A 14,156-nucleotide genomic window follows, 5' to 3' on the forward strand; every position below is an offset into this window, starting at 1 on the left:
ATTCGCTATATTATTTTATTGAGTTTGGGTAAAAATAGGGATTTAAGCATAACTAAAATAATTAAAGAAAAGCAGGAAGAAGCCCAAAAAAGAGAATTTTTTCAGGCTTCTTAATCATATGAACTTTTGACTGTGCAGAAGTATTATAAATAATGAATTTATAGGGGCATTATTTGTGGATATAGATGCTCAAGGAAAAGGTATAGGTAAAAGCTTAATGGATTTTGTAATAGATAAATATAGTAAATTAAACCTAGCAGTATATAAAGATAATGCTAATTCAGTAGAATTTTATAAAAACAGAGGATTTAAAATAATACAAGAACAAATAAATGAAGATTCAAACCACAAAGAATATATAATGGAAAATTAATTTATATAAAAGGTAATTTTTTTTATATTGAAGAAAACTTAAAGATATGAAATAATAAAGGTTGCAAGTAAAATGATTTATTTAAGCTATGCACTAGCAAAGTATTTATATTGCAGTAGCTTAAATAGTTAATAAAAATGGAGGTAGTTTATGCAAAACACTAAATATAATGAGTCCGAGGTTAGACTTCTTAATAAATAGGGAGTATAGCTAAATTTAAAAAAAGTTAATCCCTATTTATAAGGAGTCTTTAAACTTTAAATAAACTAGACTTATAAATAGAGGAGAAAGTAATGAATATAAATACATTTGAAAAATTACAATTAAATGAATTAAAAGAATTAGTAAAAGTACATTGCGTAAGTTCACTTGGAAAAGAGCTTATAGATAAATTAAACCCAAGTGGCAACATTAATATAGTAAACAGAAGACTTAAGGAAAATAAAGAAGCTAGAAAAATACTAGAAAATAGTAATCATATACCACTTGAAGGGTTATTCAACATAACTTCTACAATAGAAAAAGTAGAAAAAGGTATGATACTAGAGCCTAGTGAGCTTGTTAGAATAGAAGATTTTTTAAGAGGTTGTAGAAAGATTAAAAGCTTTATGGTAGATAAAGAATTTTATTCGCCAACTTTAAGCTCTTATGCTTTAAATATAACAGAATGTGAAACTATAGAAAATGAAATAAAGTATTGTATAAAAGGCAACAAAGTAGATTCCTTAGCAAGTAAGGAACTTAAAAAAATAAGAAGAAACATAGAAGTTTGCGAAGATAAAATCAAAGATAGAATAAATAAATTTTTAACTTCAAGTAACAACAAAAAATACATTCAAGAGTTTATTGTAACAAAAAGAGATGATAGATATGCAGTTCCAATAAAAGCCTCTTATAAAAATGAAGTAGATGGTGCAATACTTGATACATCTTCAAAGGGGAGTACTGTTTTTATAGAGCCAAGTAGTGTATCAAAATTTAGCATAGAATTAATAAGTTTAAAAAGCGAAGAATCTATAGAAGAATACAAAATCTTATCTTATTTAACAGAGCTTGTATTTGAAAAAATAATTCAAATTAAGATAAATATGGAGATAATCTCAGAATATGATATGGTATTTGCAAAAGCAAAATACAGTCAAAATATTAATGGAATAACTCCAAAGTTAAATAACAGAGGTTACATCAAAATAATAAAAGGAAAACATCCTCTTTTAAAAGGGAATGTAGTACCTCTTGAATTTGAAATGGGAGAAGAGTATAGAAGTTTAATAATTACAGGACCTAATGCTGGTGGAAAAACTGTAACTTTAAAAACAGTAGGACTTTTAACTTTAATGGTTCAATGTGGATTTGATATATGTGCATCTGAAGGAACTGAGATGAGTGTATTTGAAAAAGTATTTGTGGATATAGGAGATAATCAAAGTATTGAAAATGCTCTTAGTACTTTTTCATCTCATATAAAAAACATTGCAGATATTATGAATAGTTCAAACAACTCTACTTTAGTATTGTTTGATGAAATAGGAAGTGGTACTGAGCCTAATGAAGGTTCAGGTCTGGCAATATCAATACTTGAAGAATTTTACCAAATGGGATGTATAACAATTGCATCTACTCACTATGGCGAAATTAAAAAGTTTGCAACGGCTCATCCTGAGTTTGAAAATGCAGGAATGATGTTTGATAAAGAAACTTTAGAACCTTTGTATAAGCTGACTATAGGTACATCTGAAGATAGTAATGCCTTATTTATTTCTAAAAAAATGGGAATAAAAGATAAGGTATTAAATAGAGCTAAAAGTTATATTGAAGATAGAAACTACAATTTAACTTTAGTTAGACGAAATAAAATTTCTTCTAATGAGGAAATAAAAGAAGTTGAAGTACTAAAGGAAATACCTATTTACAATGTTGGAGACAAGGTTAAGTTGTTAGATAAAGAAGATTTTGGAATAATTTATAAAACTACTAATAAGTATAACAACGTTGAAGTTTTATATAATGATGAATTTATAGAAGTTAATGTAAAAAGAATCGAATTATTTTTAACAGCTAGTGAATTATATCCAGCGGATTATGACTTAAATACCATATTTACAAGTTTTGAAGATAGAAAACTTGAAAAAGACATTGAAAGAGGTTCAAAAAAGGCTTTAAAAAAGATACAAAAGCAAATAAGAGAAAATAGAATGTAATAAATAATAAAGGCATACTGAATTAAAAACAGTATGCCTATTTTCACTAAATTTATACTTTAGATTTAACTTTATTATTCTTGTATATGAAAGATGAAATAAGAATAATAATACTAGCCATTACAATCATAAAAAAGCTATCAAAGTTTTCAATGGTTTGAATATAGTTTATTTCTATTGCATATAATACTCCATTCATTATTGCATGGAAAATAATTGCCAAAAAACATAAAGTTTTAGTTTTTGTTACTCTTGCTGATACATAATCCATTATAGTTAATCCTATTCCCCCACCAAACATTAGCACCCTAGCAATAATGAGTATAAGCATAGTAGATATATTATAACTACCTAAAGCAATTATTACTAGATTATAAAAAAGTTCTAAACCAGCTCTTCCAATTCCAAAGAGAATAGGAATATTCCAATCTTTACTATTTTTAAAAATATTGAAAGGTAATTTTATATTGTTGATTGTAATTATACACAATAATATTTAAGTTAATTATACATAATAAAACTAAAACAAAATACCAATGTAACAAAAACGTAACATTAATAAATTAATATAAAAGGTATTACATTAAAAAAGAAAGGGAATAATATGAATATATTAATAGCAGATGATGAATTAAGTATGCTTAAAATACTACAAGCTTACTTTAAAAAAGATGGATATAATGTATTTACCGCTAAAGATGGTGAAGAAGCTTTAGATATATTTTATAATAACAAAATTGACTTAGCTGTACTTGATTGGATGATGCCTAAAAAAGATGGAATACAAGTATGTAGTGAAATAAAAAAACAAAGCAATGCAAAAGTACTAATACTTACAGCTAAAAGTCAAAATGAAGATGAACTAAATGCTTTAAACTATGGAGCAGATGAATACATAAGAAAGCCATTTGATCCAAGAGTATTAATATTAAGGGCAAAAAAACTAATTGGAACTGATGAAACATTAAGTATAAGAGATTTAAAAATAGATTTTAAAAGCAATAAAGTTTACAAAGATAGTAAAGAACTTAATTTAACTAAAAAAGAATTAGAACTTATTAAATGTTTAGTAGATAACAAAGGAATAATACTATCAAGAGAAAAATTACTAAAGTTAGTATGGGGAATGGACTATTTTGGGGATGATAGAACAGTGGATACTCATATAAGGCGGTTAAGAGCAAAAATTGGAGAAAATGTTATAACAACTCATAGGGGGATAGGTTATAGTTTGGAGAAAATTAATGACTAAACTAAACAAAAAACTTTCTATAAGTATATGTATAGCAGTAATATTAGTATCTATTGCATCCTTAACCATTAATAAAATATTTGTTAATAAGTATTATTTACATGAGAAAAAGAGAATTATAAATAATTTAGAAAAAGATATAGATAGTTTAAGTGCAGAAAAATTAATTTCCCAGATTAGTAATATTGAAGAAAATAATAATGTAACCATAGTTTATGCACCAATAAATCTAAATTCAAAAAATGTTGAAGAACATGTAAATGAAACTCTTAGTTATGAATTTTACAAAAAAGGAATAAGCTTAAAAAAGTTTTGGATTTCAAAAGATGCCTTATATAGACTTAATACTGAAAGTATAAATAGAATATACAATCAAGGTAAATCTAAATACAGCTTATTAGTTAAATTTATAAAAAAAGATAACTATGTATTTGCACTATCAACCACAATAGAACACTCTCAAGAAACAATAGGAATTGTAAATAAATTTAATATAATGATGAGTGGAATTTCTGTAATATTGATAACAGTACTTACATTTATATTGTCAAATAAAATAATAAAGCCTATAAAAAAATTAAAAGCACTATCACAAGATATATCAAGATTAAACTTTAGAACAGAAGAAATAAAAACTAACGATGAAATAGAAGAGTTAGCACAAAGTATAAATAAAATGAGTATAAGTCTAGAAAAAGCCCAGAATGAGCTTAATAGTAGAAATGAAAGCCTAAAAAGATTTATAGCAGATGCATCACATGAAATGAAAACTCCAGTAGCTTTGATAAAAGCATATGCAATTGGCATTCAAGATGGAATAGATGATGATACCTTTTTAGATACTATTATAGAACAAAGTGAAAATCTAACCAATATAATAAATGACTTATTATATTGGGCAAAGTATGAGAAGAAAGAATTTAACATGAATGAATTTGATTTAAAAGAAAAGTTGTTACAATGTTTAAAAACATATGAACTCCTTATAAAAGAAAATAACATAGATGTAAATATTAAAATAGATAAAGAAAATTTTTACATAAACGCAGATGAAAGTAGTATAGAAATAGTATTAAATAATTTAATAAGTAATGCTATAAAGTATAACAATGATAATAAAATAGATGTTTTTTTATTAAAAGATAGTGAAAAAATATCTTTATCATTAAGAAATGGCATAACAGACATAAACAAAGAAGAAATAGAAAATATTTGGAAACCATTTTATGTAATAGAAGAATCAAGGAACAAATCTTTATCAGGAACAGGGCTAGGACTTAGCATAGTAAAAGAAATATTAGAAGCTCATAAGTTTGAATATGGAGCAGATGTAAATGAGGATAAAATAGAATTTTTTATTGTTATAAAAGGTTAAATTAGAAAGTGTATATATTTAAATAACTATCCATTTTGTAACATTAACGTAACAAAAATAAATTAGACTAACTCATGAGGTGAAAATATGAGAAAAAGAAAAAAAATAATAGCTACACTTTTAAGTGTAATAGTAGTTTCAGCAACAATATCAGGATGTACCAATAAAGTAGATAAAACAGTAACAAAAGAAGAGGTAAAAAATTTAGATTTTACGTTTGATGTAGATCCAAGCAACTTTGAATTAAGTATAGAATCTAAAAATAAGAAAGAATTAGTATCACAGCCTATAGAGAAAAAAGAAGTAAGTAATCTGAAAAAATCAGAAGATAAAATTAGTTGGACATACCCTAAAGAAAATGTAGATGTAAATATACAAAAACAAGATAACTATCTAGATATAGACATAAAATCAAACAACAAAGAAGAATCAAGTTTTACATGGCCAAAAGTAAGCGGTGAAAGTTACATACTTCCTATAAATGAAGGCAAATTTATACCAAGTAATGATAAATACTGGAAAGAATACTTAAATGAACAAGTTTACAATGTTATAGAAAGTTTTTCAATGCAGTTTTTTGCTGTAGATAAAAAAGACTATTCATTAACTTATGTTATAAAGAATAAGTACAATAATGAAATAGAGTTTAACAGTAAAGATAAGATAAACTTTTCGTTTAAACATGAGTATCCGAGTATAAACGAAAACAAAGATTATGGGTTTAGAGTATATGTAACTGAAAAAAATGTAGTAGATATAGCTAAAACTTATAAAAACTATGTTGTAGAAAAAGGGGAATTTAAGACTTTACAAGAAAAGGCAGAGGACAATAAAAATATAGAAAAACTTTATGGAGCACCACATATTTATTATTGGGACAAGTCTATAATAACTGAAAATGATATAGATTGGAAAAAAATTAGAACATCAATACCAACAGATTTAGAAAATTGGATAATAGAATTACTAAATACAAAAGTAGAAGATGGAAAAGAGTCAGTACCAGTATTTAGTGAAATTAAAAAGCAAGACTACGTTGATAAATATCAAAAAGCTCAAATAGTAAATGTACTTAATTCTGTAATGTTATTAAAAGAATTTTACAACCCAAGTTTATTCACAGATACAGATAATAAAACTAATAAATTAATAGAAAAAGGCGTAGAAAATTTAAATAAAATAGAACTAGTAGAATTAAATAAAAATTTATTAAAATCAAAATTAAAAGACAGTACAACTGATGTAAAAAATTGGGCTAAATACAAAACTACTCAAGTATTGGATGAAATGAAAAAATCAGGAATGGATAATGCATGGATAGGATTTGATGACATAGAAGCAGGATATGTTTCACCTGAATTTGTAAAAAAAGCTGAAGAATATGGGTACTTAATAGGACCATATGATTCATATCACTCTATACATGAGCCAGGTAAAGAAAAATGGAGTACGGCTAAATTTGAAGATACAACTTTATACGAAAATGCAACTATCGAAAATAAAGAAGGCAAAAAACTAACAGGATTCCAAGGGGAAGGAAGAAAGCTAAATCCTACACTTTCATTACCAAGTGTAAAAGAAAGAGTAAGCAGTATTGTAAAGGATGGTTATGGATTTAATTCTTGGTTTATAGATTGTGATGCTACAGGAGAAATTTATAATGATTATTCTAAAAATCATACAACAACTATGGAACAAGATTTAAAGGCTAGACTTGAAAGAATGGCTTATATAAGAGACAAGGAAAATATGGTAATAGGCTCAGAAGGTGGAAATGATTTTGCAAGTACAACAATAGCCTTTGCTCATGGATTAGAAACACCAGCATTTTCATGGATAGACCCAGATATGAATAAAAATAAAGATAGTGAGTATTATGTAGGAAGATATTATTCACCTACAGGAGGAGCACCAGAAATATTTGCTAAACAAATACCTTTAAAAGAAAAGTATGAAAAAATATTTATAGACCCAGCATACTCATTACCATTATTTAGATTAGTTTATAATAATTCAGTTGTTACATCTTATCATTGGCAATGGGGTACTTTCAAAATCAAAGATAAAGTTAATGATAGAATGATGAACGAAATATTATACAATACACCACCAATGTACCATTTAGATAGAGCAGAATGGGATAAATATAAAGAAGATATAGTGAAGCATAATAAAGTTTGGTCTGAGTTTAATAAAAAAGCTATAAAAGAAGAAATGACTGATTTTGAAATCTTATCAGAGGATAAGTTGGTTCAAAAGAGTCAATTTGGAAATGATTTAGTTGTGGTAGCAAACTTCTCAGATAAAGATTTTAAATATGAAAATGATAATATAAAACCACACTCTTTAATAATATACGATAAAGGCCAAAAAACTGTATATCAACCATAATTAGAATAGTTATTAATAGCTAAAAAAATTATAATTAGTTATAAATAAAATAATAATTAATTATAAATAAAATAATAATTAATTATAAATAGTAGTAACTAAGTGCTATAAATAAAAGCCATAACCAAAAAAATAGAGGTTATGGCTTTTGCTATATTCAAATTATGTGTTAATATTATATTAAATAGGGAATTAGCAAATTAAAATATTTACGAGGGGGCAAAAATGAACAAAAGGAATAAAATATTTTTGATTTTAATAATTGTATGTATGGGGGTTTCAATACTTTTAAAAAATGAAATGATAAGTAGTATATTTTATGTAGGATCATTTACATTTATTGTAAGCATGAAGCTTGTAGATTTTATCATAAAAAATAGAATAACTACTCAAATAAAGAAAACTAATACTGAGTATATAATAGTAAAAGAAAATAATAAGTGGATGCTATTGATAGCACCAATGATAATTTATAGTATGGTTAGAGGAATAAAAATTAGGGTTGAGATGTATAAAGTGGAAAGTAGTAATATTGATATGATGGGTTTTATAAATAGCCTAGATAGTTATGAAAAAGGACTTATACTTGTATGTATTTTATTGATTGTATTGACAGTTTTAAGTATAGTAGAGGTTATATTTAGCACTAGCTATTTAACTAATAATAAAGTAATATTTTTTGATGGACAAGTATTTGATATTGATAAGATTGAATCAATAAAATATGAAGATTCAATGATATTTAAAAATAAGAAAAAAATAGCACTTGGCAAGGGATTTGTAGATAGAAAAATAATAATAAACATAGAAGATTTTAATAAAGTTAAAAATATATTAGCAGAAACAAAATGATAATAGTAGGTAAAGGGACATATCAATAAGGATATGTCCTTTTTTCGTACTATGGTATTATATATTACCTTTAAAATTGTAGATAAGTAAAAATTAAGCAATGGGCTAAGTAAATAATATACATAAAAATATTAAAAAGATAAAAATGTAACAGGGATGTAACATAAGGTTGGTATATTTAATACATAAAATCAAACAATTTATGGAGGTTAGATATGGTATTTTCAAATACATTGTTCTTATATTTATTTCTTCCATTAAATCTATTTATATACTATGGATTTAAAAGTAGAAAAGCTAAGAATTTAACATTAATAATATTTTCATTAATATTTTATGCATGGGGCGAGCCATTGTGGATAGTATTACTACTTTTTAGTTCTCTTGTAGACTATTACCATGGCTTATTTATAGAAAGACATAGAGGGACTAAACTTGCAAAGCTAGGATTAATATCATCGATAATTATAAATTTAGGATTGTTGATTACATTTAAATATAGTGCATTTATATATGAAAATATAAATATGATATTTAATTTATCATTAGAAATACCTAAATTTTCATTACCTATAGGTATATCATTTTATACATTTCAAACATTATCATATTCAATAGATGTATATAAAGGTGAAGTAAAAGCTCAAAGAAGTTTCTTGAAATTTCTAATGTATGTTTCACTATATCATCAATTAGTAGCAGGACCTATTGTTAGATATGTAGATGTAGAAGATGAAATTGAAAATCGAGTAAGTAATATAAGTAATGTCAGTGATGGAATAAATAGATTTGTAGTTGGACTTGCTAAAAAAGTTATGATAGCCAATGTAGCAGGCGAGTTTGCAGCTCAGTATATGAACTCAAATCTTCAAAGTATAACTATGGTAGAAGCTTGGTTTGGGATAATTATGTTTACTATCCAAATATACTTTGATTTTTCAGGGTACTCAGATATGGCTATTGGATTAGGCAAAATGTTTGGGTTCACATATATGGAAAACTTTAATTATCCATATATATCAAAATCAGCAACAGAGTTTTGGAGACGTTGGCATATATCACTAGGAAGTTTCTTTAGAGATTATGTGTATATTCCCTTAGGCGGAAATAGAAAAAATATGATTTTAAACTTACTTGTAGTTTGGTTCTTAACAGGAATATGGCATGGAGCTAGCTGGAATTTCATTGTCTGGGGGCTGTATTTTGGAACTATAGTATATTTAGAAAAGAAGTTTTTAATTAATTTACTAAAAAAGCTACCTAAATTTATATCGCATATATATTTACTATTAATAGTTATTATTGGGTGGACAATATTCTATTTTACAGATATGAATTCAGTAGTTGAATATTTAAAAATACTATTTGGTTTATCAAATAATGCTTTTAGTAATAGCGAAATAGGCTTAGTTATAACAAATAATATTTATTGGATTGTACTAGCTATAATCGCAAGTACACCAATAGTTAAAAAATTAAAGCAAATGATTAATGATAAAAAATTAGATTATATAGGACAAGCAGCTTGTGTATTTATAAACGTACTAATTATTATAACTTGTACATCTATGCTTGTAGAAAATAGTTATAATCCATTTTTATACTTTAGATTTTAGGAGGTATATATGAGAAGCCAAAGTATAAGAGAAGTAAGAAGAAAAGAAAAATTAAAGTTGAATATAAAGGTAATAAATGTAGTCGTATTTATTACTACAATAGGGATACTTTCATTAAGCTCTATAATAATACCCAAAAATAGCATATCAGAATTAGAAAAAAGAGAGCTGGCATCAATACCAATATTTTCAACAGAAAGTTTTCTTAGTGGAGACTACTTTAAAGGATTAGAAGACTTTTACAATGATACTTTTCCATTTCGTGAAAAGTTTTTACAATTAGCATCGAAAATAGATGAAGCTAAAGGAATAAGAAAAGGTGAAGATGAAATAAAGATTTATTCAGTAAATTAATAGCATAAAGGAGATAATATAATGAACAAAAATATAAATAAGTATATTAGAAATATAATGGCCGTTACTTTAATAATAACATGTACTACTTCTATGGCAGCATGCTCTAAAAAAGAAAACATACAAAATCAAAATTCTAACAAAATAGAGCAAGAAAAAAAAGAAGATAATAACAATGACAAAAGTAATACAAATGAAAATGCAATAGCAGAACAATCAGGCTCAATAATAACTTTAGGAGATGCAGCTTTAGAAATATTTAGAGGGAATGAAAATGGAGCAAAATTATATACTGAAGCTATAAATGAGCAGAAAAAGTCTTTAGATAAAGATGTAAAAGTATACAATATGGTTGTTCCAAGTCATGTAGAATTTGGACTACCTAAAAAATATAAAGATATGTCAAAACCTCAAAAGCCTGTTATAGATAAAATATATAATGGATTAGATGATGATATAAAAAAAATAGATGCTTATAGCAATTTAGAAAAACATAAAGATGAATACATTTACTTTAATACAGATCATCACTGGACATCACTTGGAGCATATTATGGATATGAAGCATTTGCAAAAGAAGCAGGATTTAAGCCGATACCTTTAAACAAATATGAAAAATACACTAAAGAAGATTTTTTAGGAACCTTATATACTCAAACACAAGATAGTAATTTAAAGGAAAATCCAGACAAAGTTGATTATTATAAAATACCAGATAAGTATAAAGTATATAGATATGAAAAAGAAAATCCAACAAAACCGTTAAAAACTACGTTGTATGCAGATTATGCAACTGGGGTTAACTCATATTCTGTATTTTTACATGGAGATTTTCCACAAATAAAAATAGAGAATAAAAATGCAAAAAGTGATAAGAAAATAGCTATTGTTAAAGAATCTTATGCAAATGCATTTGTTCCATTCTTAATACCACATTATAAAGAGATATACGTAATAGATTCTAGACAGTATAAAGGAAGCTTAAATGAATTAGTTTCTAAAAATAACATAGATGAAGTGTTGTTTTTAAATAATATATTTGCAACTAACACAGAGAGTATAGTAAATACCATAAACAATTTAAAACAATAAAAAAATCTTGGTTTATCCAAGATTTTTTTATTATTTAAATTGTTGTATTTTGTAACGTTCTTGAAACAAAAGAAGTATATAATAAAGTTAAAGATATGAAAATATAACATTAAAAATATAAATGACAACAAAGGAGAAAGTAATAATGAAGCAAATTAAAGTAATTTCTATTATTTTGATTCTATTAATTGGAGGAACTTATACTTTTATTAAGTGGAATTCATTAAAGGAAATAAATAAACTAAAAATAGATGTTAGTACATTCATAGATTGTGCTGATGAAGTAAGTGGTAATATAGCTCAAGTAAACTGGAAGCAGGTAGCAGCAATAGTCGGAGTAATAGAAAAAAACAACTTTGAAAAAGTAAACCAACTAGATATTATCGAAATAGCTCAAATGTTTATAAATGATAAAAATGAATTAAACTCATTAGATATAGTGTTAAATGAATTAAACTTTAATAAGAGAGAAAAAGAAAGAACCTACAAATATATGGAGGACTTAAAATACTATGGATTAACACCTAGTAGAACCAATAAAGATAGTGAAAATACTAAATTTATTGAAAGTATAAAAGAGGGAGCTATAGAAAACTATAAAAAATACAAAGTACTTCCATCAGTAACTATAGCTCAAGCTATACTAGAAGCTAACTGGGGAAATTCCAAACTCGCAAGTGAATATAATAATTTATTTGGTATAAAAGCAGACAGATCATGGAGCGGAGAGTATGTAACCTTGCAAACAACAGAGTTTAATGGAACTGTAATAGATGATAGATTTAGAAAATATGAAGATAAAAATCAATCTATTTATGACCACGGTAAATTTTTATTTGAGAATAAAAGATATGAAAAAGGTGGAGTATTTAATTCTAATACTTATAAATATCAAGCAGAGGCACTTCAAAACTCTGGATATAGTACATTAGTCAATGAAAAAGGAGAAAAAATGTATGCAAAACAATTAATTCAGTTAATTCAGCAGTATAATCTGCAAGTCATAGATAGTGAAGTACAGTTATAACATATTAAATATTATTTTAAATAAATATTATTAATAATATTTATCTAGACATATATATATATAAGTAAATATAAAGTATTTATAGAGAACATATGTATATAATAATAAACCTTACATACATAATTTATTTACATGTTTTAGTTTAAATCATAATTACTGTATTTATGGGAGGTCTAGGTGTGGAAGTTAATTTAGATAAAATGATATGTAAAGTGTATAGTACCCAAGAATTAGGCTGTTTAAAATACTATAAACAATTTGTTGTTTACGAAAATCTACAATTTGATTGTAGATATATTAATATTTGTAAAGTAAAGGTTACTGTTCCAGAAATTAAAATAATATCAACAAAAATAATTAAAACGCCAAAAGGAAATTCCTTAGAAGGACAATTTTTAAGTGGGAAAAAGTTAATAATAATAGGAAGCTTAGCTTTTAGCTTGATTTTAGACTGTCATATAATAAATAAAAAATTTAATATAAATAACAAAGAAAAAATAGAAGATATAAGAATTCCATTTAGTACATTTATTGTAATCCCAGATGATGAAACTTGTAACAATAAGATTAACTTAAGATACTTAGTAGAGGATGTAAGTGCGATTGTTTTAAGTAGCGATAGGGTATTTGTTACCACTTCTTTGTTGATTCAATATTTAGATGAATACTAGAAAATATTATAATTAGGAAATGTATATATTATGAAAATTAACAATGAGTGCAGAATAAATTATCAATATAGATTATCATCATATTCACCTATAATAATGAAAACAGTTTGTAGTAATACTGTATCAACAGATATTATTAGATGCATGCTTAAAGTAGATAAGTATGTTGATAAGAAATATACTAGTGCTTTTGATATATTAACTTACACAATAGTAATAAAAAATATAAGTAAATTATTCATAACAAAAATTTTCTTTCAAGATAAAATACCTAAAGGGACTAGATTTATAGAAAATTCAGTAACAGTGGATGGTTTTGAGAGAAGATGTGTAAATATAGAATGTGGGTTTTATATAGGGAATCTAAAAGCTGAAGGTGAGGCAAAAATTACATTTAAGACAATTACTCTTCCATCTTGCTTCTCTCACATTATAAAAAATTATTCAACTATTGAATATGACTATATATTTAATGTAGAAAAGTGTCCAGCAAGAATATGCATGGAAAGTAATAATGTTACAACCTTCTATGAGGATAGAACATTTAAGCAAATATCAGTAGATAATGAAATAAAAGTACATCAAAATATAAATAATATATTAAATACAAAGGTGGAGATAAAAGTATTAGATGTCAAAATATTAAACACGCCTATTAATGAATCATACTTGACTAAAAATATTAAATCATGTTCTATATTAGTTATTTGTAGAGTTGAATATGAAGTATTATTTAGTTATTATAGAAAAACAAAAAATAGAAAATTTGAAAACTGTTCTAAAACATCAATAAAAGAAGTTTTTGGATTTGCTAATTATATGATAGTTCCAGTTGGAATAACTTATGTAAATAAAAATAGTATAAAAATATTTATAGAAAATATATCCAGTAATTTACTAGACTGTGAAACTATTTATATAAGTACAAGTATATTAATGCATTATTAAAAAC

11 protein-coding genes and 1 pseudogene are annotated in these 14,156 nt (G+C 25.3%); 11 read left to right on the forward strand and 1 reads right to left on the reverse strand.

The annotated features are described in order from the left end of the window. The first annotated feature begins 145 nt into the window (after window positions 1-145). Together ACRC03_RS05075 and ACRC03_RS05080 are read left to right on the forward strand one after the other, a co-directional pair. A complete protein-coding gene (locus tag ACRC03_RS05075; protein WP_438651491.1) occupies window positions 146-373 on the forward strand; it encodes a GNAT family N-acetyltransferase in 228 nt (75 codons plus the stop codon). A 293-nt stretch (window positions 374-666) separates the two neighbouring features. Further along, entirely contained in the window at window positions 667-2,574 is a 1,908-nt protein-coding gene (locus tag ACRC03_RS05080) for an endonuclease MutS2 (protein WP_438651478.1), read from the forward strand. Between the two features lie 52 nt (window positions 2,575-2,626). Here ACRC03_RS05080 and ACRC03_RS05085 read toward each other — a convergent pair whose 3' ends face one another. After that, entirely contained in the window at window positions 2,627-3,064 is a 438-nt protein-coding gene (locus ACRC03_RS05085) for a hypothetical protein (protein ID WP_438651479.1), read from the reverse strand. Between the two features lie 114 nt (window positions 3,065-3,178). Here ACRC03_RS05085 and ACRC03_RS05090 point away from each other — a divergent pair, with 114 nt between their 5' ends. From ACRC03_RS05090 to ACRC03_RS05130, 9 genes and pseudogenes are all read left to right on the forward strand, one after another. Next, a complete protein-coding gene (locus tag ACRC03_RS05090; RefSeq protein ID WP_438651480.1) occupies window positions 3,179-3,826 on the forward strand; it encodes a response regulator transcription factor in 648 nt (215 codons plus the stop codon). Next, window positions 3,819-5,201 carry an ATP-binding protein gene (locus ACRC03_RS05095; RefSeq protein WP_438651481.1) on the forward strand — a complete coding sequence of 461 codons (1,383 nt, stop codon included), beginning with the start codon at window positions 3,819-3,821 and terminating at the stop codon, window positions 5,199-5,201. Before ACRC03_RS05090 ends, ACRC03_RS05095 begins: the two co-directional genes overlap by 8 nt. Window positions 5,202-5,288: 87 nt before the next feature. Continuing rightward, complete coding sequence (locus ACRC03_RS05100; protein ID WP_438651482.1) at window positions 5,289-7,592, forward strand: glycoside hydrolase; 2,304 nt, start codon at window positions 5,289-5,291, stop codon at window positions 7,590-7,592. Window positions 7,593-7,817: 225 nt separating this feature from the next. Continuing rightward, window positions 7,818-8,444 (forward strand): hypothetical protein, encoded by a 627-nt coding sequence (locus ACRC03_RS05105; RefSeq protein WP_438651483.1) that lies wholly within the window; start codon window positions 7,818-7,820, stop codon window positions 8,442-8,444. 215 nt (window positions 8,445-8,659) lie between these two features. Further along, on the forward strand, window positions 8,660-10,060 hold the full coding sequence (locus tag ACRC03_RS05110; protein ID WP_438651484.1) for an MBOAT family O-acyltransferase: 1,401 nt from the start codon (window positions 8,660-8,662) through the stop codon (window positions 10,058-10,060). A 9-nt stretch (window positions 10,061-10,069) separates the two neighbouring features. Next, window positions 10,070-11,506 (forward strand): annotated as a pseudogene (locus tag ACRC03_RS05115) (DHHW family protein). A gap of 145 nt (window positions 11,507-11,651) precedes the next feature. Continuing rightward, window positions 11,652-12,533 carry a glycoside hydrolase family 73 protein gene (locus ACRC03_RS05120; RefSeq protein WP_438651485.1) on the forward strand — a complete coding sequence of 294 codons (882 nt, stop codon included), beginning with the start codon at window positions 11,652-11,654 and terminating at the stop codon, window positions 12,531-12,533. 179 nt (window positions 12,534-12,712) lie between these two features. Continuing rightward, the gene (locus tag ACRC03_RS05125) at window positions 12,713-13,204 is read left to right on the forward strand and encodes a hypothetical protein (RefSeq protein ID WP_438651486.1); all 492 of its coding nucleotides are present in this window, start codon (window positions 12,713-12,715) and stop codon (window positions 13,202-13,204) included. 30 nt (window positions 13,205-13,234) lie between these two features. Beyond that, entirely contained in the window at window positions 13,235-14,152 is a 918-nt protein-coding gene (locus ACRC03_RS05130; RefSeq protein ID WP_438651487.1) for a DUF11 domain-containing protein, read from the forward strand. Window positions 14,153-14,156: the final 4 nt, after the last annotated feature.

Source organism: Romboutsia sp. (assembly GCF_051659545.1).
In the GTDB taxonomy this organism is placed as follows: Bacteria; Bacillota; Clostridia; order Peptostreptococcales; family Peptostreptococcaceae; genus JBOFOR01.

Bases quoted from the DNA above. Each gene is read 5' to 3' on its own strand.
- ACRC03_RS05080 (WP_438651478.1), top strand. From the start codon at position 667: ATGAATATAAATACATTTGAAAAATTACAATTAAATGAATTAAAAGAA.
- ACRC03_RS05090 (WP_438651480.1), top strand. From the start codon at position 3,179: ATGAATATATTAATAGCAGATGATGAATTAAGTATGCTTAAAATACTA.
- ACRC03_RS05095 (WP_438651481.1), top strand. From the start codon at position 3,819: ATGACTAAACTAAACAAAAAACTTTCTATAAGTATATGTATAGCAGTA.
- ACRC03_RS05100 (WP_438651482.1), top strand. From the start codon at position 5,289: ATGAGAAAAAGAAAAAAAATAATAGCTACACTTTTAAGTGTAATAGTA.
- ACRC03_RS05105 (WP_438651483.1), top strand. From the start codon at position 7,818: ATGAACAAAAGGAATAAAATATTTTTGATTTTAATAATTGTATGTATG.
- ACRC03_RS05110 (WP_438651484.1), top strand. From the start codon at position 8,660: ATGGTATTTTCAAATACATTGTTCTTATATTTATTTCTTCCATTAAAT.
- ACRC03_RS05120 (WP_438651485.1), top strand. From the start codon at position 11,652: ATGAAGCAAATTAAAGTAATTTCTATTATTTTGATTCTATTAATTGGA.
- ACRC03_RS05130 (WP_438651487.1), top strand. From the start codon at position 13,235: ATGAAAATTAACAATGAGTGCAGAATAAATTATCAATATAGATTATCA.